Source organism: Limnohabitans planktonicus II-D5 (genome assembly GCF_001270065.2).
Taxonomy (GTDB): domain Bacteria; phylum Pseudomonadota; class Gammaproteobacteria; order Burkholderiales; family Burkholderiaceae_C; genus Limnohabitans_A; species Limnohabitans_A planktonicus.
Genome location: NZ_LFYT02000008.1, coordinates 93,034 through 115,038 on the forward strand (window position 1 = coordinate 93,034; position 22,005 = coordinate 115,038).

The 22,005-nt window shown below is 56.7% G+C and carries 20 protein-coding genes; 9 read left to right on the forward strand and 11 right to left on the reverse strand.

The window, feature by feature from the left end; all coding sequences use genetic code 11:
* Positions 1-235: 235 nt before the first annotated feature.
* Positions 236-2,833 (forward strand): magnesium-translocating P-type ATPase, encoded by a 2,598-nt coding sequence (gene mgtA, locus H663_RS29025; protein ID WP_205872706.1) that lies wholly within the window; start codon positions 236-238, stop codon positions 2,831-2,833.
* Here the strand turns inward: mgtA and H663_RS29030 are convergent.
* Entirely contained in the window at positions 2,815-3,093 is a 279-nt protein-coding gene (locus H663_RS29030) for a VF530 family protein (protein ID WP_053171850.1), read from the reverse strand. The genes mgtA and H663_RS29030 overlap by 19 nt on opposite strands.
* Before the next feature lie 163 nt (positions 3,094-3,256).
* Between H663_RS29030 and H663_RS29035 the strand changes: the two genes are divergently transcribed.
* The 6 genes from H663_RS29035 to H663_RS29060 all read left to right on the forward strand — a co-directional run bounded on the left by H663_RS29035 (position 3,257) and on the right by H663_RS29060 (position 9,121).
* On the forward strand, positions 3,257-3,955 hold the full coding sequence (locus H663_RS29035) for a Crp/Fnr family transcriptional regulator (protein ID WP_240620463.1): 699 nt from the start codon (positions 3,257-3,259) through the stop codon (positions 3,953-3,955).
* Complete coding sequence (locus H663_RS29040; RefSeq protein WP_083451132.1) at positions 3,952-6,537, forward strand: chemotaxis protein CheB; 2,586 nt, start codon at positions 3,952-3,954, stop codon at positions 6,535-6,537. Before H663_RS29035 ends, H663_RS29040 begins: the two co-directional genes overlap by 4 nt.
* Positions 6,538-6,638: 101 nt before the next feature.
* The gene (locus tag H663_RS29045; protein WP_165803885.1) at positions 6,639-7,124 is read left to right on the forward strand and encodes a PAS domain-containing protein; all 486 of its coding nucleotides are present in this window, start codon (positions 6,639-6,641) and stop codon (positions 7,122-7,124) included.
* On the forward strand, positions 7,109-7,351 hold the full coding sequence (locus tag H663_RS29050) for a hypothetical protein (protein ID WP_053171856.1): 243 nt from the start codon (positions 7,109-7,111) through the stop codon (positions 7,349-7,351). The genes H663_RS29045 and H663_RS29050 overlap by 16 nt, the downstream gene beginning before the upstream one ends.
* Before the next feature lie 140 nt (positions 7,352-7,491).
* A complete protein-coding gene (locus H663_RS29055) occupies positions 7,492-8,166 on the forward strand; it encodes a response regulator transcription factor (RefSeq protein WP_240620464.1) in 675 nt (224 codons plus the stop codon).
* Between the two features lie 310 nt (positions 8,167-8,476).
* Positions 8,477-9,121, forward strand: coding sequence for a LuxR C-terminal-related transcriptional regulator (locus tag H663_RS29060; protein ID WP_053171859.1), 645 nt, complete (start codon positions 8,477-8,479; stop codon positions 9,119-9,121).
* Between the two features lie 25 nt (positions 9,122-9,146).
* On the opposite strand, the gene H663_RS29065 is transcribed toward H663_RS29060, so the two are convergent.
* From H663_RS29065 to H663_RS29075, 3 genes are all read right to left on the reverse strand, one after another.
* Positions 9,147-9,845, reverse strand: a complete 699-nt coding sequence (locus H663_RS29065) for a Crp/Fnr family transcriptional regulator (protein WP_053171862.1) — start codon at positions 9,843-9,845, stop codon at positions 9,147-9,149.
* 174 nt (positions 9,846-10,019) lie between these two features.
* Positions 10,020-11,585, reverse strand: coding sequence for a cryptochrome/photolyase family protein (locus tag H663_RS29070; RefSeq protein ID WP_205872707.1), 1,566 nt, complete (start codon positions 11,583-11,585; stop codon positions 10,020-10,022).
* On the reverse strand, positions 11,545-11,781 hold the full coding sequence (locus tag H663_RS29075; RefSeq protein ID WP_083451134.1) for a DUF2256 domain-containing protein: 237 nt from the start codon (positions 11,779-11,781) through the stop codon (positions 11,545-11,547). Before H663_RS29075 ends, H663_RS29070 begins: the two co-directional genes overlap by 41 nt.
* 206 nt (positions 11,782-11,987) lie before the next feature.
* Here H663_RS29075 and H663_RS29080 point away from each other — a divergent pair, with 206 nt between their 5' ends.
* Together H663_RS29080 and H663_RS29085 are read left to right on the forward strand one after the other, a co-directional pair.
* The gene (locus tag H663_RS29080) at positions 11,988-12,422 is read left to right on the forward strand and encodes an SET domain-containing protein (protein WP_240620466.1); all 435 of its coding nucleotides are present in this window, start codon (positions 11,988-11,990) and stop codon (positions 12,420-12,422) included.
* 189 nt (positions 12,423-12,611) lie between these two features.
* Positions 12,612-13,448, forward strand: coding sequence for a helix-turn-helix domain-containing protein (locus H663_RS29085; RefSeq protein ID WP_240620467.1), 837 nt, complete (start codon positions 12,612-12,614; stop codon positions 13,446-13,448).
* 272 nt (positions 13,449-13,720) lie between these two features.
* Here the strand turns inward: H663_RS29085 and H663_RS29090 are convergent, their stop codons facing one another.
* From H663_RS29090 to H663_RS29120, 7 genes are all read right to left on the reverse strand, one after another.
* The gene (locus H663_RS29090) at positions 13,721-14,437 is read right to left on the reverse strand and encodes an ABC transporter ATP-binding protein (protein ID WP_053170317.1); all 717 of its coding nucleotides are present in this window, start codon (positions 14,435-14,437) and stop codon (positions 13,721-13,723) included.
* 1 nt (position 14,438) lies between these two features.
* Positions 14,439-15,239, reverse strand: coding sequence for an ABC transporter ATP-binding protein (locus tag H663_RS29095; RefSeq protein ID WP_053170319.1), 801 nt, complete (start codon positions 15,237-15,239; stop codon positions 14,439-14,441).
* A complete protein-coding gene (locus H663_RS29100) occupies positions 15,236-16,312 on the reverse strand; it encodes an ABC transporter permease subunit (protein ID WP_053170321.1) in 1,077 nt (358 codons plus the stop codon). Before H663_RS29100 ends, H663_RS29095 begins: the two co-directional genes overlap by 4 nt.
* Before the next feature lie 17 nt (positions 16,313-16,329).
* Positions 16,330-17,259, reverse strand: a complete 930-nt coding sequence (locus H663_RS29105) for a branched-chain amino acid ABC transporter permease (RefSeq protein WP_053170323.1) — start codon at positions 17,257-17,259, stop codon at positions 16,330-16,332.
* 189 nt (positions 17,260-17,448) lie between these two features.
* Positions 17,449-18,741, reverse strand: coding sequence for a replication-associated recombination protein A (locus H663_RS29110; RefSeq protein ID WP_053170325.1), 1,293 nt, complete (start codon positions 18,739-18,741; stop codon positions 17,449-17,451).
* 16 nt (positions 18,742-18,757) lie between these two features.
* Complete coding sequence (lolA, locus tag H663_RS29115; protein WP_240620472.1) at positions 18,758-19,372, reverse strand: outer membrane lipoprotein periplasmic chaperone LolA; 615 nt, start codon at positions 19,370-19,372, stop codon at positions 18,758-18,760.
* Positions 19,373-19,428: 56 nt separating this feature from the next.
* Positions 19,429-21,900 carry a DNA translocase FtsK gene (locus H663_RS29120; protein WP_053170330.1) on the reverse strand — a complete coding sequence of 824 codons (2,472 nt, stop codon included), beginning with the start codon at positions 21,898-21,900 and terminating at the stop codon, positions 19,429-19,431.
* Positions 21,901-22,005: the final 105 nt, after the last annotated feature.

Below are 22,005 nucleotides of genomic sequence, written 5' to 3' on the forward strand. Positions count from 1 at the left end.
AACCGCTCATCTGGGCCTGTGACTCTGACATCTCAGGGATAGGCTGTTGTTCCCACGTTACGGTCGCGTCAATTGAACCCACGGCCCAAGATCCGCCAAACCTGCTTCCTTGCGGGCTGATGGGATGAATTGACCTGGGTCAACAAAGATGTATTCCGTGTGGGCCAGCGGCTCAAGGGCTGTCATTCTTCAGCTTGCACCTTTGCAAGGCCCCGAAAGTCCATGGATGTCGTTGTTGGACAAATTTCGCACCCACCCCACAGACTCGTTGTCCGGCAAGCAAGTGGTGGACAGCGCATATTGGAGCCGCCCCACCGAGCAGTTGTTGCAAGAGCTGTTCTCATCGTCCAAGGGTCTGACGCAGAGTCAGGCTGAATCCACGTTCAAGCGTCTGGGGGCCAATGCCCTGGCCGATTCCACAAGTACTTCAACATGGGGTCTGTTGATCAGTCAGTTCAAGAGTCCCCTGGTCCTGATCTTGATCGTGGCGTCGGTCATCTCGATGTTTGCCGCCGAGTGGATCGACGCCGGGGTGGTGCTGGCCATTGTGCTGGGCAGCACATTGTTGGGTTTCGGGCAGGAGTTCATGGCGGGCAATGCGATTGAAAAACTGCGCACCCACGTCAAGATCCATTCGCTGATATTGCGCGATGACCAAGCCCGCAAGCAGCCCTCCGATGCGGTGGTGCCAGGCGATGTGGTTTTGCTGTCGGCAGGCAGTTTGATTCCTGCAGACGGGGTGGTGCTGGAGGCCAAAGACTTTTTCATCAACCAGGCGGTGCTCACGGGTGAGACCTTTCCTGTGGAAAAAAAGCCCGGCGTGGTCAACGTGGCAGCCAGTTTGAGTGAGCGCAGCAATGCGGTGTTCATGGGCACCAGTGTGAGCAGTGGCACCGCGCGCGTGCTGGTGGTGCAAACGGGCAAATCCACGGTGTTCGGTCAGATTGCGGGCAAGCTGGCGCTGCGTCCGCCTATGACCGAATTCGAGCGGGGCATCCACCGCTTTGGTTATTTGCTCACGCGCATCATGGGGGTGATGGTGGTGATTGTTTTGGCGATCAATATGTTCATGGCCAAACCGCCGATTGATTCTTTGCTGTTTGCCCTGGCGCTGGCGGTGGGCCTCACGCCTGAACTGTTGCCAGCCATCGTCAGCATCACCTTGTCGCATGGGGCCAAGCGCATGGCCCGGCTGGGCGTGATTGTTCGGCGTCTCAATTCGATTGAAAACCTGGGTGCCATGGACGTGCTGTGCACGGACAAGACTGGCACCCTGACGGCTGGTGTGGTCGCGCTGGACGGCGCTTTCGATGTGCAGGGCCAGGCCTCGACGCGGGTGCTCAAGCTGGCCGGGATCAATGCACAGTTTCAGTCGGGGCTGGCCAATCCGCTGGATGAGGCGGTGACCGCGGCCTTGCAAAAAGCGCAGCTCGATGTGGCGCAGGTGAACAAGCGCGATGAAATTCCATACGACTTCGTGCGCAAGTGTTTGTCGGTGGTGGTCGATGAGGCCGGTGTCAGCACGCTGATCACCAAGGGGGCCCTGGACAAGGTGCTGGCCCGTTGCGTCAGTGTGGGCGCGGGGCTGCCGTTGGATGCGGCCTGTGCGCAACGCATCGAGGCGCAGTTTGACAGCTGGAGTGAGCAGGGCTTTCGGGTCTTGGGGGTGGCGTCGCGGGAGATCGATGCGCGCAGCGTGCCCTACACCCGGGACGATGAAAGCGGTTTGAGCTTTGAAGGCTTTTTGCTGTTCATGGACCCCCCCAAACCCGATGTGCAGCAGACCTTGCGGGATCTGGCGCAGCGTGGCGTGCAGCTCAAGATCATCACGGGTGACAACCACAAGGTGGCCCGGCATGTAGCGCAGGCGGTGGGTTTGCCAGTGACCCAGGTGGTCACAGGCCGTGAGTTGCACGATGTGGGCGATGAAGCCTTGATGCACATTGCCCGGCAGGCCACGGTGTTTGCCGAGGTGGACCCGAACCAGAAAGAACGCATCATTTTGGCGCTGCAAAAAACGGGGCATGTGGTGGGCTATATGGGCGACGGCATCAACGATGCGCTGGCCTTGCATGCAGCCGATGTGGGCATCTCGGTGGACACTGCGGTGGATGTGGCCAAAGATGCGGCCGACTTTGTTTTGCTGCGCAAAGACCTGAACATCTTGTGCGAAGGCATTGACGAAGGGCGCATGACCTTTGCCAACACGCTCAAATACATCCTGACCACAATCAGCGCCAATTTTGGCAACATGGTCAGCATGGCCGTGGCTTCGGTTTTCTTGCCCTTCTTGCCGCTGCTGGCCTCGCAAATTTTGCTCAACAGTTTTCTGGCCGATATCCCGGCCACGACCATTGCCGGGGATCGGGTGGACCCTGAATCGGTCGCCCAGCCGCGCCATTGGGACACCCTGTTCATTCGCAACTACATGCTGGTGTTCGGGTTGCTGAGTTCGGCCTTCGACTTCATGGCGTTTGGGGTGTTGCTGTGGGTGTTTCAGGCAAGGCCAGAAGAATTCAGAACCGGCTGGTTCGTGGTGTCCCTGATGACACAACTGGTCATCGCCTTGGTGGTCAGAACGCGCAGACCGTTTTACCTCAGCCGACCCGGCACGGGCTTGTGGGTGAGCAGTGCAGTGGTGCTGTGTGTGGCGCTGAGCTTGCCGTATTGGCCTTGGAGCGCCATGTTGGGTTTTGTGCCCTTGCCGATCTCACTGATGGGGGGCTTGGTCGGTTTGACTGTGGCTTATGTGGTGGCGGTCGAGGTGTGCAAAAAAATCTTCTATCAACACTTCGGTTTGGCGTGGGTGCCCCCTCAGCGATTGTCCAGTTGAGCGTTGTAGCGTTTTTGTTCCCGCAACATGAACAGGTAAAGACTTTCGACCTTGTCTCTGGCCCAAGGGGTCTTGCGTAAAAATTTCAAGCTGGAACCCACCGAGGGCTCGTGGGTGAAGCAGCGAATCGGGATGCGGCTGCCCAGATCGGCCCAGCCGTAATGGTCGGCCAGTTGGGTGACGATGGCTTCCAGGGTTAATCCGTGCAAGGGGTTGCGTGCTTGGGCGGGTGGGGAGGGTAGGGGTTCCATGGCCGTCATTGTCTTGAGGTGTACAGCACGATGTGTGCTTGGTGTGTTGCAGTTTCAGAGCGCTTGCGTGTGTTGGCGCACAGATTGCCTGAGTCGATGGTTCCAAAATGTATCAGGTGGGACTGCGCCATTGTCAAAATTGTGCAGTCCATTCGCATGCATTGAGGAGCACTTGGAAAATCAATTGTTGGCGTTGTTACCAGAGTCGGATAAGTCCAGATGGCTTTCCTTGTTGAAATACGTTGATTTGCAGCAAGGCCAATCACTTTATGCATCGGGTCAGTCCTTGAATCATGTCTACTTTCCAATGGGCTCCATTGTGGCGCTTCATGGCGTCAGCCAAAGTGGCTTGATGTCTGAATTGGCTTTGGTCGGGCGAGAGGGAATGGTGGGGATCGTCAGTTTTTTGGGCGGAGGATCGAGCACCAGCGATGCAGTCGTTTTGTCATCAGGACCTGCTTTTCGCATGGGAGCTCAGGCCCTTCGGCATGAGTTTGAAAATTCGACTGCAGTGATGTCATTGATGTTGCGTTACACACAAGCACTCATTTCTCAAATGGCTCAGACGTCCTTGTGTAATCAGTACCATTCTGTTGAGCAAGCCATGAGTCGATTGTTGCTCTTGAGTCTGGACTGTGTGCAGTCGACTGAACTGAACATGACACAAGAGGTGATGGCCCAGATCCTCGGGGTGCGCAGAGAACGCGTCAGCCAGGTCGCGGTTCGATGGCAACGCAGCAAATGGATTCAATATGCCCGCGGGCACATTGCGGTGCCTGACCGCAGCGCTTTGGAGCGTGTCAGCTGTGAGTGTTACAAGGCGATCAAAAAAGAATATGAAAGGTTGTTACCTTCCGATTGGGTGCCATGAAGTCCGATGCGCCAACGACCGCTCAGTCCATCAAGGGGGCGCTTGATGCGTCCCGGGGGATGATGCGTCTGGTGGGCTTGGGAACCTCTGCCGGTGGTTTACAAGCCTTGAAGGCCTTCTTTTCCCGTGTGCCCTTGAACTCGGGATTGGCGTACGTGGTGCTGCAGCACATGGGGCCGGACCACAAAACTTCCTTGTCTCATTTGTTGTCCCGGGTAACCCGTCTTTCTGTGCACGATGTGCAAGAGTTGACGGTGGTGCAAGCCAATGCGGTGTATGTCATGCCCTCAGGGGGGGAGCTGAAATTGGCTCAAGGTTGCTTGCATTTTCGGGCGTCCACATCTGTGCAAGCGATGCATTATCCGATTGATGTTTTTTTCAAGACCTTGGCGCAAGAACAAGGGCATTTTGCGATTGGGGTGGTGTTGTCCGGTATGGGGCAAGATGGCGTCGCAGGCCTTCAAGCCATTCATGCGCAAGGCGGTCTGACCTTTGCTCAGCAACCCGAAACAGCAGGTTTCACATCCATGCCACAAAGTGCCATCGATGCAGGGTGCGTGCAAGTGGTGGCAGCCCCGGAAGACATGCCTGAACGGATCATTCAGATGGTGCAGGAGCAAAGCAGTGCCACAGGAATATCTGAATCGTCACAGGGTCAGGCATTGGCCGTCATCTTGAATTTACTGCATCAACACAGCAAGAGCGATTTGTCGCTTTACAAGAGCAGCACTTTGATGCGCCGCATCAAGCGGCGCATGTCGGCACATGGCCTGACCACCATGGAGGGCTACATTGATTTTTTGCGGGGCAATACACAAGAGCTTGATTTTCTATTCGCGGAAATGCTGATTGGTGTGACCTCATTTTTCAGAGACCCTGAGGTCTGGTCTGATTTGAAAAATCAGGTGTTGCCAGATCTGATTCGCTCGCCTGCGCATGAGGGAACTTTAAGAGCCTGGATTGTGGGTTGCTCAAGCGGTGAAGAGGCCTACACCTTGGCCATGGTGTTTCAAGAGTTGAAAGACAGTCAACCCAGTCTGCAGGGCTTGCGCATACAAATATTTGCCACCGACTTGAACACGCATGCCATTGCGGTCGCCCGCAAAGCCTGGTACTGCGCCAAGGCCGTGCAGGGCCTGGACAAAAAGCGTCTGGAACGGTTTTTTACCCCTCACTTGGGTGGGTTTTCGATACGTCCGGACATACGCGGCATGGTGCTTTTTGCAAGACATGACGTGGTTCTTGATCCTCCGTTCACGCAGTTGGATGTGCTCTCGTGTCGCAATGTTTTGATTTATTTCAACGCTGCCTTGCAGCATCGACTGTTGCCACTGTTTCACTACAGCCTGCGATCGGGGGGGGTGCTGATTTTGGGTGGCGCAGAGACGGTGGGTCGATCGCAAGCACTGTTCACACCTTTGGTATCCAAATCACGCATTTTTCGGCGCAATGATTTGCCTTTGTCGCCGGGTTCGGTTGACTTTCCCGTTCAACGCCAAATGCTCACGCCTATGCCCTTACAACAGATGACCGTACCCAGTCCCAGTCCCCCCAACTTGCAAACGCTGGTGGAGAAACTCTTGCTTCAAATCTTCACACCCGCCGCGGTGCTGGTCAATGAAGCGGGGGATATTTTGTACATCCATGGACGCACAGGCCGATACTTGGAGCCTGCTGCAGGCAAGGCCAACTGGAATGTGCATGTGATGGCCATTCCTTGTTTGCGAGCCTCTTTGGCCATCGTTCTTCGTCAAGCCCTTCGCGCCCAACAAGCTGTGTCTGTGCAGGTCCATCACCTGGATGACGAAATGCCTTGCAGTGTTTTATTGACGGTGCATCCCATGAAAGAGCCGCAAAATTTGGCGGGTATGGCGTTGGTGATATTTAAAGAGATGGACATGCCTGTGGGCAGCAGTGGCGTGCAGGCCATGCCCTCACCGGATGACTCGCTTGTGCAAGAGCTGCACAATGCGCGCGAAGAAATATTGACCTTGCGCCATGAGATGAAAACGTTCAAGGAAACCTTGCAAGCATCCAATGAATCCTTGCAATCCATGAATGAAGAGTTGCAATCGGCCAATGAGGAACTCACCACTTCCAAAGAAGAAGGCCAGTCGATGAATGAAGAGTTGCAAACCCTCAACGGAGAGTTGCAAAGTCGACTTGATGAGTTGGCATTGGCTCAAAGCGACATGCAAAACCTGCTCAACAGCACAGACATTGCCACGCTGTTTTTGGACAATGATCTGAATGTCAGGCGCTACACCGAGCAGGCTGAGGCCATCTTCCATTTTCGGGAAGGTGATGTGGGACGGCCATTGAGCGATTTGGCCAACACACTGGACTACCCCGATCTGAAGCTCGACTTGATGGAAACCTTGAGGACACTGACGCCTTGTACCAAGTCGATTGCCTCAACCGACGGGCGATGGTTCACGATTCGGATCATGCCTTATCGAACCTTGTCAAACACGATCCAGGGTGCTGTGTTGACATTTGTCGACATCACACAGTCAAAAGCCCTTGAGTTGCAATTGCGTCAAACCCAAGCCAGTACCCTCAACCAGGTGCCATTGCCATGAAAAAACTCGCTTCATCTTCCACTGCATTGCGTGCACGTGCCCAGGCCCATTTAAAAGGGAATGCCTCGGGCACTTGGATTGACGCCACGCAGGCCTTGCGCGTGTTGTTTGATTTGGCAGCCAACGCAGACACGGCGGCCGATGCATTGGCGCTCTTGCACGAACTCCAGGTTCATCAGGTTGAGCTGGATTTGCAAACCGAAGAATTGAGTCAGTCGCTGCTTCAACTGGAGTCGATGCTAGCGCGTCAGCGACAACTCTACGATGCATCCCCTTGTGCCCAGTTGTTGATCGATGCCCAAGGCAGATTGGTGGACATGAATGAAACCGCATTGCATGACCTGGGCGTGGATACCACTGGCTGCAAGCGATTGATGGGGCAAAGAATGGATGTCTGTTTGACGAATGAAAGTGTTCTTCAACTGCAGTCTCAGGTGAAGGCTTTGCATCAAACCGACCGTATGTGTTCGTTTTTTTTGATCTTGAAAATACAAGGTCGCAATGCCTATCAGGTTTGTGCATCGCTGCGCCCACACCCTGAAGGCAAGGGCCATGTACTCGCCTGGCTGCCGTGGCCAGTCTGTTGATGGCGCAAAGTCAGCGCATCGGCAGTGCCTCCAAAGCGCAAGAAGGTCACAGTTATCTGGAACTGAGCGCCTATGCAAAAGCACACCGCTTTGCCCTGATGCGCGATGAAGGGCGTATGGTGTTCACCTTGAAGGACGCCCAGGGCGAGCCTGTGACAGCTGCCACCATTAGAACGTCCGCAAAAATTGGGTGGGCGAAGCGTCGCTTGCAGACCCCCTTCATTTGAGATCTTTTCAAGTACCGGTATTCAGTGGTTTTACTGGTTTTCAGGTAGGGATCTTCACCAGTTCCGAGGATGTTCTGTCCAAGAGTTTGAATTTATTCTTTTAACGAGATTCGACAGTCGTCATCTTTTTCAAGACACGGATGTGGTTGTTGGATTTTTCATTGATAAGGATAGCGCCCATGTGTATAGATATCGTACTGGCCGACCCCTATCCAGTCATGCTGGACGGCTTGTCTCATGTGTTTGGTCAGTCCCCCGATTTTTCAGTCAAATCTTGTGTCAAGAATGGCGACGATGCTTTACATGCCTTGCGCCAGCATTCACCAGATATTCTGGTCATGGATTTGTCTTTGACCCAGCGCAGCGGTTTGGCCTTGTTGGAGGAAATCAAAGCCCATAAGCTGAAGACCCGACCCATTGTGTTCACGGGCGCTCCGTTGGGCGAGGTGATGCGAGCCATCGACCTGGACATTCCGGGCCTGGTGTCGAAGGAAAAGTCCAGTCAGGTTCTGACCCGTTGTATCAAGTCGGTCCACGAAGGTGGCAAATGGCTGGATCGGGATTTAACGGTCAAAACCATGTCTCTTTTGCTGGAGCAACAAAAGAAAAATTCCCATGCGTCTCAGCTGCTCACGCCCCGCGAGATGATGGTGGCACGGATGGTGACGGAAGGCTGGCCGAATAAAAAAATTGCTACCAAATTGTTCATCAGCGAAGGCACGGCCAAGTTGCATCTGCATCACATTTATCAAAAACTCAATTGCCCTGGACGCATGTCTTTGCAGCGATACATGCAAGAGCAAGGCTTGGTATGAAGTGGACTGCCGCGTTCAACCGCATGGCACTGGATTTTTCCCATTGAAAGAGCAGCTTTGTGCTGACGAAAAAATGCAGGGACATCGTTCGCGACTGCGTGCGCACGATGCGGTGACGGCGCTCATTATTGAAGAGATGTAAGCAATTTAAAAATACAGTCCATATGTGCTACGTCGCACATTCAATTAGGGTAATGCTGATTACACTTTCTCCGTGACGTAGAGCTAAGCCGTCTTTTTAAGACAGTTGCATGCTGTGCTCAGAGCACCTAGAAAACAGTTTTTTTACCGCTCGCTTCAAGGAGTTTCGATGCCCATTCGCGTTTTGCTTTCTTCCAAACACAAGGCGGTTTCTGAAGGCATAGCCGCTTTATTGCGGACTCACCACGACATGGACCTTGTGGGTATGGCAGACGGTGATTCCGGTACCCTTGCCTTGTGCGATGAAGTCGATCCGGACGTTGTGCTTTTCGGCATGCACTCCAATGATGCGCATGACCTGACACTGATGCAGCAGATGGCGCTCAGGCACCCACCCATCAACACGGTGGCCTTTTGCAGTCCCACAGATCGCAACGCCATCATCGAGATTCTGGATGCGGGTGCCAAAGGCTATGTGTCGACGACGAGCAGCATTGACGAGTTGATGACAGCCATACGTGCAGCTGCTGCTGGGCGTCTTTATTTGTGTCAGTCTGCAGCTTCGGACATGATGGACAGTGTTCGCAAAGCACGCTCCGGAGACATCAATGTTCGAAGGCAGTTGGGTGGTCGTGAAGAGCAGGTTCTTCGATTGATTGCGGATGGCTACTCCTCCAAGGAGATTGCACGCAATCTGCAAATTGCACCGAGCACCGTGGAAGTACACCGCCGCAACATCATGCGCAAGGTCGGCTTGCACAAAGTGGCCGATTTGACGCGTTATGCCATTCGCAATCAGATGGTGTCCATCTGATTGATTGGAGTCTGTCAGCTGCGCATTATTTGGACAATGCCTTCATTCTTTCATAGGCTTTCTTGACCACGCCATAGCATTCGCAGGAGCGCTTTTGCAATTCACTGTGATCGAGCACGGTGATGCGGCCGCGCGTGTAGTTGATGACGCCTGCTTTCATCAAGCGCGACGCTGCATTGGACACCCCCTCTCGCCGCACGCCCAGCATGTTGCTGATCATTTCGTGCGTCAGTTGGAGGGTGTTTCCTGCCTGTCTGTCCAATGTCAGCAAAAGAAGACGACACAGCTTTTGATCCAGCGTGTGGTGTCTGTTGCACACGGCCATTTGTGCCATTTGGGTGACCAGTGCCTGGTTAAAGCGCAGCAAAATTCTTTGAAGTGCGGGGCCTTCTTGAAGAGTTTGCAACACAGTGCTGAAACGGATTCGGATGGCTTGGCCTGCAATTTGTACGACTGCCCGGTTGGGTGCTTGTGAGGCACCCGATAGCAAATAAAAACCCACCAAGCCCTCACACCCGATCATGGCAATTTCTGTGGAGGCCCCGTTTTCCAGAATATGGACCCAGGAAATGACGGCGGATGTCGGGAAATAGATGTGACTGACGATGCTGCCGGGTTCAGCCAGAACTTTGCCCAAAGTCAAATGGGTGTATTCCAATTCTGGCGCCCACTTGGCGTAAATAGACTCGGGTATCAAGTCGAGCAGCGTGTTTTGATTCAGCATTACGCACAATGAAGTGATGAAATTTAAGATTTGTTAAGACGTTGGAATTGTAGCAAAGATTACAAAAATATCAACAGGTGCTTAATATTGATACGGACTGCTGCGAAACGGCTTCTCCTGCAAGATCCATGCAGCTGGATCTCCAGTCCCTCCGCTTGTGCAGGGGGACCCTGTTCAGGTGGCCGGATGGCCTGCTCCCCAATGCATCGCGGTTCGGTGCTGCTGGGCTTGGGCGGCAATGGCCTGGCGCGTCTCGGGAATCAGGCGGTTCATGTTTTTCAGCTGCATCAGCATGCGGGGGTTTTGAGCAAGCATGTCGGCGTGCCGCATCAGGTAATCCCAGTAGAGCGTGGTGAACGGACAGGCCGCTTCTCCAGTGGCTTGCGCAGGGTTGAATCGGCAGCCTTTGCAATGGTTGCTCATGCGGTCGATGTATTTGCCGCTGGCAATATAGGGTTTGCTGGCCATGAGGCCACCGTCTGCAAATTGGCTCATGCCCAGGGTGTTGGGCAGTTCAACCCATTCCACTGCGTCCACATAAATCCCCAAGTACCACTGGTGGACTTCTTGGGGTTTGACGCCCAGCAGCAAGGCGTAAAGGCCAGTCACCATGAGGCGCTGAATGTGGTGGGCGTAACCCTGCGTCAGGGATTGCGATATGGCATCGCGCAGGCAGGCCATCTCGGTGTCACCCGTCCAGTAAAAGTGGGGCAGCGGTGCCTGGGCCTGCAGGTCGTTGCGCTCGGCGTAGTGCGGCATGTGCGTCCAGTAGATGCCGCGCACATATTCACGCCAGCCCAGGATCTGGCGCACAAATCCCTCCACCGCTGGCAGCGGGGCATGGCCTTGTTCATACGCCTGCAGTGCCGCTGCCAGCACTTCCCGGGGGTTGAGCAGTTTCAAATTCAAGGCGCAAGACAGGTGTGAGTGGTACAGCCAGACTTCACCTTCCCACATGGCGTCTTGGTACAGGCCAAAGCTGGGCAGCCGGTGCGCGATGAAATCTGCCAATGCCGACAGCGCTTGCTCGCGTGTCACGGGCCATGCAAAACTTTGCAAGCTGCCCGGATGGTGAGAAAACCGTTGCTGCACCAAGGCCAGAACTTCCTGAGTGATGGCATCGGGCTCAAAGCGACTCGGCGGGGGCAGCAGGCCTGGCCCGCTTTTGCCAAAGCTGGCCCGGTTGTCAGCGTCAAAGTTCCATTGGCCGCCGACCGGTTGACCGTCTTTCATCAAGATGCCGGTTTTCTTGCGCAGTTCTCTGTAAAAGTATTCTTGGCGCAGTTGCTTGCGCCCACGGGCATGCTCGGCAAATTCACGCACGGTGCTGAAAAAATGCGTGTCATCCCGTATGTCCAGTTCCAGTGAATGCGCGTGGGCCACCGAGCGCAAGCTTTGCAACACGCGCCAGTCGCCAGGGGCTGTCATCACCAATTTTTGGGGCTGATGTTGACGAATGGCTTGATCCAGTTCGCCGCTCAATGTGCCTGTGTTGTTCGGTGCCTCCAGTCGGCTATACAGCAAGGGCCATCCACACGCTTGCAGCGTGGCGGCAAAGTGCCGCATGGCACTCAAAAAAACGCTGGTGCGTTGTTTGGAAGACACGATGTGGGTCGACTCTTCATCCACCTCTGCCATCCATATGGCGTCTTGCGCCGGGTCAAAATCACTCAATGCCGATGCACCGTGGTCGAGTTGATCACCCAAAACCAAAACAAGCCGACGAAGGCTGGTTTGCATGCGGGTCTCGTTGGTGCTGCTCATTGGCCACGCAAGATGCAGGAGGAATCGGCTTTTTTTTTCTGCACGCTTGTGAACAGTACAGAACTTGTTCCCAATTTTTAGCCCAGGCTTTGCGCCAAGTCATGTCGCGTCCGCACACCGCGCAGGGCTTGCTGGGCAGGTGCTGTTTGTTGCCTTTGAATGCGGGTTTCATGCCGGGTTGAAGTTGGAATACGTAAAGGGAGGCCTTGCCTGGATGTGCTTTGAGGATTATTCATCATGCATGGATCACCTGTGGTGTCTGTGCCCAATGGATGCCTCCCACTCCCCAAGCTTTGAAGTCATGGCTGTGGCATTGCACAAGAACCCATTACAGTCAGACCTTTTCAGTCGAGGATGGTTTTGAGTCTTGAGCAAATCATGGATGCGATCTGGGTACAGTCTTCCGAAGTGCATGGCAAAGGCGTTTTTGCTGCGCGCCACATGGCTGCAGGCGAAACGGTGATCGAATACGTGGGTGAAATCATCACGATGGCTGAAGCCATTGCCCGCCATCCACACGACCCGAAAGACCCCCAGCACACCTTTTATTTCCAACTTGACGATGGCCGGGTGATCGACGCTTTGCATGGCGGCAACGCTTCCAAATGGATCAACCATTCATGCCGTCCCAATTGCGTGCCCGATGTCGTGAAGGGGCGCATTTTCATCCAAACGCGCAGACCCGTGTTTCGGGGTGAAGAGCTGACGTTTGACTATGGCTTGGTCAGCGACGAACCCATGACAGCGGCACTCAAGGCGCAATATGCGTGCCGTTGTGGTGCGAAAAAGTGCCGAGGCACGATGCTGGCCTGACACGCGCAATGCCGCTGTTGACCGCGAAGACACATGCGTTCAGCCGCTCGGTCGACGCGTCTGACATCATGAGCGCTTGCCACATTTCTATAATCAAACACGGGTCAAAGTCAGCGTGCATAAGAACACGATCCCCCTCAAAAACACATGGACGCATGTGGCGACAATCCCCCGGTTCAGGAGACATTCATGACTTTGCTGTTGAGCACCCCTCAGCCCGTTTCGCCGCGCCGCTGCAGCAGCGCCGAGCGGCTGATGTGGATCACGTCGGACCGCGTTTTTTATGCGGGCCTGCTGGGGGCGCCCGCCATGCACACTGCAGGCGCCATCGTGGTGTATGTGTCGGTGGAGGCGCCTTTGCGCATCCGCCTGGCCGGGGGCGAATGGCATACCACCGATGTGGCGGTGGTGCAACCCTATGTGCCTTATGAAATTGCCTCCGATGGTCGGCATGCCCTGGACATCCTGATCGAGCCCGAAACCTTGGACATGTCCCGGTTGCCCGAGTTGCTGCGCGCCTGTGGTGCCGTGCATGCCCCAGAGTTTGCAGCCCGCGTGCGCAGCGCCCATGCTCAGCTCGTGGCCACAGGGCGTGATCATGACCTGAGGCCCGAAGACTTTGACCCGCTGTTTTTTGACCAGCCACTGCCCACACGCCAGATCGATGCCCGCATCGCAGGGGTGCTTGAGCGCATCAAAACCGACCCCTCCACACAGGCAGCGGCACAAGCCTGCGCCGAAGAAGCCAAATTGTCCTTCTCGCGTTTTTTGCACCTGTTCAAGCAAGAGGTGGGCGCACCCTTTCGCAGTTTTCGCACCTGGAAGCGTGCCCGCAGCTTGCTGCACCATGTGAACAGCGACAGCAATCTGGTCTACGTGGCGCTGGATATCGGCTACCCCGACTCGACCCACTTCAGCCACTCGATCCGCCAGACTTATGGGCTCAAGCCCCGCGACATCTTTGCAGGTTCACGCAAGCTGCGCATCATCCAAGGCGGGGAGCCCGGCGAGTACATGACGGCTTGATGTCGGGCGGCTGACAACGTCGGACTCTTCGAGTGCCGACCTACGGGGCTGCATGGGTAGGTCGGCGGTCGAAGACCCCGACATGGGCCTGTGCCGAAGCGGAAAAACGTCGGAGCTGAAGCTGCCGACCTACGGGGACCGCGCTGCCGTAGGTCGGTGGTCGAAGACCCCGACAGACACCTGCGAACCCGCACTGCATGAGTCACAGTTACACCCCCACAAAGCCAAAGGGCCGGTGAACCGGCCCTTTGGCATCTCAGCGCTTGAAGCGATCACTCGCCCAGGTAGGCTGCCCTGACTTTGGGGTCTTCGAGCATGTCTTTGCCCACACCGGTCATGGTGATGAGACCGGAGTCCATCACATAACCACGGTCGGCAATGGCCAGTGCACGGCTGGCGTTTTGTTCCACCAGCAGCACCGTGACGCCTTGAGCATACACATCGCGCACCACCTCAAAGATCTTGTCGACCATGATGGGCGACAGGCCCATGGAGGGTTCATCCAGCAGCAAGACCTTGGGACGGCTCATCAGGGCGCGGCCCATGGCCAGCATTTGCTGCTCGCCGCCGGACATGGTGCCCGCCAGCTGGTCCTTGCGCTCGCGCAAACGCGGGAAGATGGTGAACATCTTCTCGATGTCGTCTGCAATGCCTTTTGTGTCTGAGCGGATGTAAGCGCCCATTTGCAGGTTTTCGGTGATGGTCATGCGGGTGAACACGCCACGGCCTTCGGGCACCATGGCCAGACCTTGTTTGACCAGATCCCAGGGGCCTTGGCCCTTGATGCTCTTGCCCAGGTACTCGATGTCGCCCACTTGCAATGGCAAGGTGCCAGTGATGGCTTTCATGGTGGTGGTTTTGCCCGCACCGTTGGAGCCGATCAGCGAGACCAGCTCGCCCTCGCGCACCTCCAGGCTCACGCCCTTGACCGCCTGAATGCCGCCGTAGCCGACTTGCAGGTCTTTGACTTTCAAAAGAACATTGGCCATCTCAGTGCCCTCCCGTGCCCAGATAGGCCTCAATCACTTTTTCATTCTTCTGCACATCGGCAGGCGTGCCTTCGGCAATCTGCTTGCCATAGTCGAGCACCGTCACACGGTCACACAGGCCCATGACCAGCTTCACGTCGTGTTCGATCAGCAAAATGGTGCGGTTGTCCTTGCGGATCTGGTCAATCAACTCGCGCAGTTGCACCTTTTCGGTGGCGTTCATGCCCGCAGCGGGTTCATCCAGGGCAATCAGTTGGGGGTCAGTGGCCAAAGCGCGGGCGATTTCCAGGCGACGCTGGTCGCCATAGGACAAGGTGCGAGCCTTGAAGTCGGCGTATTTGCCAATGCCCACATAGTCGAGCAACTCTTGCGCCCGCCCAGCAATGGCGGCCTCCTCGGCTTTGAAGCCGGGTGTGCGGAAGATGGCACCCAGCAAGCCCGAATGGGTGCGGACATGGCGGCCCACCATCACGTTTTCGAGGGCGGTCATCTCGGCAAACAAGCGGATGTTCTGGAATGTGCGGGCAATGCCCGCCTTGGCCACTTCGTGCACGGCTGTGGGCTGGTAGGGCATGCCCGCCAGCTCGAATGTGCCGCTGTCAGGGGTGTACAGGCCCGTGATCACGTTGAAGAACGTGGTCTTGCCCGCGCCGTTGGGGCCGATCAGGCCATAGACCTGGCCGCGCTGGATGGTGATGCCCACATCAGTCAGGGCTTGCAGGCCACCGAAGCGCTTGGAAATGCCCGAGACATTGAGGACGGTGTCTTTGTTCGCTGTTGGATTCATGGTCTGCTCCTTCATTTCGTCGTGAGCGATTTGCCATGCTCAGGCGAAGGCCACAGCCCGCGAGGACGCATCAACATGATCACGATCATGGCCAGCGCCACCAGCAACTGCCGCATGATGGAGGCATCCAAACGACCACCCGTCATCTCTTGCAAAGGACCGGCCACGTAGCGCAACACTTCGGGCAATGCCGACAACAAAATCGCGCCCAAAATCACGCCCGGCAAATAACCCAGCCCCCCCAATACCACCATGGCCACAATCATCACTGACTCCATCAGGCTGAAGGACTCGGGCGAGATGAAGCCCTGAAAGCCTGCAAACATGGCCCCCGACACGCCGCCAAAGGTGGCACCCATGCCAAATGCCAACAACTTCAGGTTGCGGGTGTTCAGGCCCATGGCCTTGGCCGCGATTTCGTCTTCACGAATGGCCATCCAGGCGCGACCAATGCGCGAAAACTCCAGACGGTGCGAGATCAAAATGGCCAGCAGCACCAGGCTCAGGAACAGGTAGTAATAGAGCGACACCGAGGAAATTTCAAAGTCCCCAATCATCAGTTTCTTGCCCAGGTTGATGCCAAAAACAGAAATCGGGTCAATTTGATCCAGGCCTTTGGGGCCGTTGGTGATGTTGACGGGGTGGTCCAAGTTGTTCATGAACACGCGGATGATTTCGCCAAAACCCAAAGTGACGATGGCCAGGTAGTCCCCTCGCAACTTGAGCGTGGGCGCCCCCAGCAGCATGCCAAAAATGCCCGCCAAAGCCGCTCCTACGGGCACGATCAGCCAGATGGGCATGTGCATGCCCTCCGGAAAGGCCGCAGCGATCCACGCGAAGGTGTTGAACAGGTGGGGCGACGACAGCAGGCCATACATGTAGGCCCCCACTGCGAAGAAAGCCACATAGCCCAAATCGAGCAAACCGGCATAACCCACCACGATGTTCAGGCCAACGGCCAACAAGATGTAAAGCAAGGCCATGTCGGCAATGCGCACCCAGGCGTTACCGAAGCCCTGAAGGATCAGGGGCAGCACGATGAGCGCCACGCCAATCAGGATGTATTGAAGTGTTTTGTTGATTTTCATGACAGTGGTCCCTTCCATCAAGCCCGGTCGGCCACGCGTTCACCCATCAGGCCCGAAGGGCGCAGGGTCAGCACAAAGATCAACACAATGAACGCAAAGATATCGGTGTAGTGGCTGCCCAAAACGCCGCCTGTCAGCTGGCCAATGTAGCCCGAGCCGATGGCCTCAATCAGGCCCAGCAAGATGCCGCCCACCACAGCGCCCGACAAGTTGCCGATGCCGCCAAAAACGGCAGCCGTGAAGGCTTTGAGTCCGGGCAAAAAGCCCATGGCGTGCTGCGCCGTGCCGTAGTTGGAGGCGTACATCACACCTGCAATGGCCGCCAAAATCGCCCCGATCACAAAGGTGGCCGAAATCACCATGTCGGGCTTGACGCCCATCAAACCGGCCACACGGGGGTTTTCAGCCGTGGCACGCATGGCGCGCCCTAAACGGGTGTAGTTGACCAGCCACATCAGGACCGCCAAAGACACCGCCGTCACGCCCAAAATCATGATTTGCGTGGGCGTGATGACCGCGCCACCGAGATTGATCGGTGTGCTGGACAGCAAGGTGGGATAAGCTTTGTAGTTGGGCTTCCAGATGATCATGGCCACGGTCTGCAACAAGATGCTCATGCCAATGGCCGTGATCAGGGGGGCCAATTTGGGGCTGTTGCGCAGCGGGCGATAGGCGACTTTTTCAATCGTGAAGTTCAGCACGACAGCCACCACGCAGGCAATCAGGGTGGCCAAGATCAAAATGATCCAGCCTGGGGTGCCCGGCATGGCACTCTGCATCATGCCGATGGCGGACCAGCTCGTCAAAGCGCCCACCATCAGCACTTCACCGTGCGCAAAATTGATCAGGTTGATGATGCCGTACACCATGGTGTAGCCCAGGGCCACCAAGGCGTACATGCTGCCCATGACCAGGCCATTGATGACCTGTTGCAGGAAGACGTCCATATTTCATTTCTCCGTGTATTGACCTGCGCTTAGCAGATCACGCTTCGGTTGTTGTTCTGAAATCAAGAATCACCTTTTGGGTGAGCCCTGACAACTAGCAAAAACCCCGCCAGATCGATGCAAGGCCTGGCGGGGTGGCGGGATTGTAGTGAAAGAAAACATGGGGTCGGTATTCAATTCACTACGGACTTACCCTGCAGCCAAATTCTTCTTTCGCAGTTCTTCCAGTTTGTCAGCGATTTTGATCTCCAGACCCCGGCGCACGGGCCTGTAAAAGCCCGGATCGGCCATGCCATCGGGCAGGTACCGCTCACCCGCTGCAAAGCCATCTTCCTCGTCGTGGGCGTAGCGGTAGCCTTTGCCGTAATCGAGGTCTTTCATCAGCTTCGTGGGCGCGTTGCGCAAGTGCATCGGCGCGGGGCGTGTGCCGTCTTTTTTGACAAAGGCGCGGGCTTCGTTGTAGGCCTTGTAGGCGGCGTTCGACTTGGGTGCCATGGCCAGATAAATCACGCACTGTGCCAGCGTCAACTCGCCTTCCGGGCTGCCCAGGCGCTCGTACACCTCGGATGCATCGAGCGCCATGCGCAAGGCCCGGGGATCGGCCAGGCCCACGTCTTCGCTGGCCATGCGGATCAATCGGCGCGCCATGTAACGCGGATCGGCACCGCCATCGAGCATGCGCACGAACCAATACAGTGCGGCGTCAGGGTCCGAACCACGCACGGATTTGTGCAAAGCGCTGATGGTGTCGTAAAACTGCTCGCCACCCTTGTCATAGCGGCGCATGCGTTCGCCCAGCACGCGCAGCAACCACTCGTCAGTCACAGGGTCAACGCCTTGCTGCTTGGCCGCCATGGACAAGGTTTCCAACGTGTTGAGCAAGCGGCGGGCATCGCCATCGGCATAGGCCAGCAAACGGCTCAGTGCCTGGGGCTCAATGGGCGGCACAGCCTGTATGGCCTGCGCGCGCAGCACGATGTGGCTCAGATCGTCTTCATTGAGCGGCTGCAAAACATAAACTGCCGCGCGCGAGAGCAAGGCCGAATTCACCTCAAACGAAGGGTTTTCGGTGGTGGCACCAATGAAGGTGAACAGCCCGCTTTCCACATGCGGCAAAAACGCGTCTTGCTGGCTTTTGTTGAAGCGGTGCACCTCATCGACAAACATGATGGTGCGCTGCGGGTGCAGCCCGGTTCGGGCCAATTCGGCTTTTTCCACCGCTTCGCGGATGTCCTTGACGCCCCCCAGCACCGCGCTGATGCTCAGGAACTGGGCATCAAAGGCATCGGCCATCAAACGGGCAATGGTGGTTTTGCCCACACCGGGTGGCCCCCACAGGATGCAGCTGTGCGGCTGGCCCGACTCGAAGGCCAGGCGCAGCGCCATGCCATCGCCCAGCAAATGTTGCTGACCGATCACCTCCCCCAGGCGACGGGGACGCAAGCGCTCAGCCAGTGGCGCATGGGAGGGTGCTGCAGTCATGGGGTCCAAAGGGAATTCAGGGACGGATCACATCCACACCGGCGGGTGCCCGAAAGACAAAGGTCTGGGCCGCCAAAGTCGGGTTGAGTTCAAAGGCTGAAAAGGTCAGCACCGAACGCTGACCCAGGCTGTCTTGCACATCCAGTACCGACAAGGCCACCCCTTTCTCGGTGCTGCGCAAGCCCACCAGCACCGACTGGATTTGGCCTTCTGGTTTTTTGGGCGTGGCACGCACCCACTGCAAACCGTCCTTGTCGGGCTCGGACTTGAACTGGAAATCGGCTTTGAGGGCATCCAGATCAGAGGCCGCCGTGAGCAAGGCCGCAGGCGTGGCCCCCAGCACCTGGGCTTGAGGGCGCGCCGTCACCTGATTCAGGTCCAGATCGTGCAACCACAAGGTCTGGCCGTCGGCCACCAGCGTTTGCACAAAGGGCTTGCGGTAATCAAAGCGAAATTTGCCAGGCCGCTGAAACTCGAAGTTGCCGCTGGAGGTTTTGACACGTGGGGGCTGACCGGTTTTGGCAGGGGATGTGACCACCTGCGTGAACTGCGCCTGGCCACTGCGGGCCTGCTTCATGAATTGCGACAGGGCTTCCAGGCCATCGGCATGCACCCAAGGGCTGGCCAGCATGGCCACGCCCAGACAACAGACACCGATCCAATCACGACGAAAAATGTTCATAAGACTCACTCGGTGCGCGCAGGCACCAAAATTTCACGCTGACCACTGCCACTCATGGCACTGACCAGTCCTGCTTTTTCCATGTCTTCCACCAGACGGGCTGCGCGGTTGTAGCCGATCTTGAGGTGGCGCTGCACCAGCGAAATGCTGGCCTTGCGGTTTTTCAGCACGACTTCCACGGCCTGGTCGTACATCGGGTCTTTCTCGCCATTGTCCCCCTCGCCCAACATGCCGCCATCCTCGTCCACCGTACCACCTTCCAGCACGCCCTCAATGTAATCGGGCTCACCCTGTGTTTTCAGGTAGCTCACCACGCGGTGGACTTCTTCGTCGCTGACAAAGGCGCCGTGCACCCGAATCGGGAAGCCCGTGCCACTGGCCATGTACAGCATGTCACCCATGCCCAAAAGCGCCTCAGCGCCCATTTGGTCCAGGATGGTTCGACTGTCGATTTTGGAGCCCACAGAAAACGCAATGCGAGTCGGGATGTTGGCCTTGATCAGGCCCGTGATCACGTCCACGCTGGGGCGTTGCGTCGCCAAAATCAAATGGATACCGGCAGCGCGGGCCTTTTGCGCCAGTCGGGCGATCAGCTCTTCAATCTTCTTGCCCACCACCATCATCAGGTCGGCCAGCTCGTCGATGACCACCACGATGTGCGGCAGGCGCTTGAGCGGCTCGGGATCGTCCGGCGTCAGGCTGAAGGGGTTGTAAATGAACTCTTCGCGGGCCGTGGCTTCGTCGATCTTGACGTTGTAGCCCGCCAAATTGCGCACGCCCATCTTGCTCATGAGCTTGTAGCGTTTTTCCATCTCGGCCACGCACCAGTTCAAGCCGTGCGCGGCTTGGCGCATGTCCGTGACCACCGGGGCCAGCAGGTGAGGGATGCCTTCGTAGACAGACATCTCCAGCATCTTGGGGTCGATCATCAACAAGCGCACATCGCGCGCTTCGGCTTTGTAGAGCAGCGACAAAATCATGGCGTTGATACCCACCGACTTGCCCGAACCGGTGGTACCGGCCACCAACACATGCGGCATCTTGGCCAGATCGGCCACCACCGGATTGCCAATGATGTCCTTGCCCAAGCCCATGGTCAGCATGGATTTGGCTTCGTTATAGACCTGCGAGCCCAGGATTTCGCTGAGCTTGATCGACTGGCGCTTGGCGTTTGGCAACTCCAGTGCCATGAAGTTCTTGCCTGGAATCGTCTCGATCACCCGAATCGACACCAGACTGAGCGAACGAGCCAGGTCTTTGGCCAGGTTCACGACCTGTGAGCCCTTCACGCCAATGTCTGGCTCAATCTCATAGCGCGTGATCACCGGCCCGGGCGCAGCCGCCACTACCCGCACCTTGACACCGAAGTCCGAGAGTTTTTTCTCAATCAGTCGGCTGGTCATCTCCAGCGTCTCGTGCGACACGGTTTCCTGCTTGGATGTGAGCGCATCCAGCAAATCGACCTGCGGCAGCTTGCTGTCAGGCAATTCAGAAAACAAGGGTTTCTGACGCTCCTTGACCACCCGATCGCTGCGAGGAACCTCCATCACAGGCGGCTCAATCACCCGGGGTGCAAGGGGCGTGTGCGCGATGACAGGTGCCAATGCAGGAGTAGACAAAAGCCCCCCGTTTGAAGCAGCAGTGTGTGTGTCTGTGTCTGCGCTTTGAGGCATGAACTTGGCGTTGGAAGTTTGTCCCTGCGGCACATCTTCCATATCCCACCGAGGCTCGATGGCCTGTGGGGGCACAGCTTGTTCACGCTCACGCAATGCCTGCTGACCCAGCGCCAAATCCTCCTGAATTTCCCGTTTTTCGTGGCGCGCCTGGATCAGGGCGTCGATACGTGCACCAATGCCTTCGGCCAGCTTGCCCCAGGAAAAGCGAAACACCATGGCAACGCCGACCACCATGGCAGCAATGCTCACCAAAGCAGCGCCTGTAAAGCCCAACCAGCGCACCCCCACCGAACCCACCAGATAGCCCAACACGCCCCCACTGTGACCCGGCAGCTGGCTTTCAAGGCGATACAAACGGGACCACTCCATGCCGGCACTGGCCGACAGCAAGAGCAGCAAACCCATCCAGAAAACAAAGCTGCTGCGAAGCCACACAGGCTTCGAGGGCGGCACATCTTCGGCAGAGGCACCGCGCATCCACGCAGCCAGCCCCACCAGCCAGGCCCGAGTTGCAGCTGCCAGACACCACCACACGGAATAGCCCATCAGGAAATACGCCAGATCGGCACCAAAGGCACCCGCACGCCCGATCCAGTTGCGCACGCCCTGACCCGCCCCCGATGTGGACCAGGCCGGATCGGCCGGGTGGTAACTCCACAAAGCCAGCAGACACAAAAGCAGCAAGGCACCACCGAACAGCAGCGCAATTTCCTGGGCAAAACGCGCCCAGAACATCTTGGGCCCACTGGCTTGTGCGGCGCGGTCCGTCGGGTTTGTCAAGGTATGCAAGGAATAAGTCATAAATCAGGCGCAAGCTTACCCGATCAGTCTTCAGTCCAGCCTTGCGCCCTGCCCCACACCAAAGACCCAACTGCTCCCTGCTATTGGCAGTTTCTTACAATGGCA

Bases quoted from the DNA above. Each gene is read 5' to 3' on its own strand.
- H663_RS29030 (WP_053171850.1), bottom strand. From the start codon at position 3,093: ATGACGGCCATGGAACCCCTACCCTCCCCACCCGCCCAAGCACGCAAC.
- H663_RS29040 (WP_083451132.1), top strand. From the start codon at position 3,952: ATGAAGTCCGATGCGCCAACGACCGCTCAGTCCATCAAGGGGGCGCTT.
- H663_RS29055 (WP_240620464.1), top strand. From the start codon at position 7,492: ATGTGGTTGTTGGATTTTTCATTGATAAGGATAGCGCCCATGTGTATA.
- H663_RS29060 (WP_053171859.1), top strand. From the start codon at position 8,477: ATGCCCATTCGCGTTTTGCTTTCTTCCAAACACAAGGCGGTTTCTGAA.
- H663_RS29065 (WP_053171862.1), bottom strand. From the start codon at position 9,845: ATGCTGAATCAAAACACGCTGCTCGACTTGATACCCGAGTCTATTTAC.
- H663_RS29070 (WP_205872707.1), bottom strand. From the start codon at position 11,585: ATGCAAACCAGCCTTCGTCGGCTTGTTTTGGTTTTGGGTGATCAACTC.
- H663_RS29075 (WP_083451134.1), bottom strand. From the start codon at position 11,781: ATGAAACCCGCATTCAAAGGCAACAAACAGCACCTGCCCAGCAAGCCC.
- H663_RS29080 (WP_240620466.1), top strand. From the start codon at position 11,988: ATGGATGCGATCTGGGTACAGTCTTCCGAAGTGCATGGCAAAGGCGTT.
- H663_RS29085 (WP_240620467.1), top strand. From the start codon at position 12,612: ATGACTTTGCTGTTGAGCACCCCTCAGCCCGTTTCGCCGCGCCGCTGC.
- H663_RS29090 (WP_053170317.1), bottom strand. From the start codon at position 14,437: ATGGCCAATGTTCTTTTGAAAGTCAAAGACCTGCAAGTCGGCTACGGC.
- H663_RS29095 (WP_053170319.1), bottom strand. From the start codon at position 15,239: ATGAAGGAGCAGACCATGAATCCAACAGCGAACAAAGACACCGTCCTC.
- H663_RS29100 (WP_053170321.1), bottom strand. From the start codon at position 16,312: ATGAAAATCAACAAAACACTTCAATACATCCTGATTGGCGTGGCGCTC.
- H663_RS29105 (WP_053170323.1), bottom strand. From the start codon at position 17,259: ATGGACGTCTTCCTGCAACAGGTCATCAATGGCCTGGTCATGGGCAGC.
- H663_RS29110 (WP_053170325.1), bottom strand. From the start codon at position 18,741: ATGACTGCAGCACCCTCCCATGCGCCACTGGCTGAGCGCTTGCGTCCC.
- lolA (WP_240620472.1), bottom strand. From the start codon at position 19,372: ATGCTGGCCAGCCCTTGGGTGCATGCCGATGGCCTGGAAGCCCTGTCG.
- H663_RS29120 (WP_053170330.1), bottom strand. From the start codon at position 21,900: ATGACTTATTCCTTGCATACCTTGACAAACCCGACGGACCGCGCCGCA.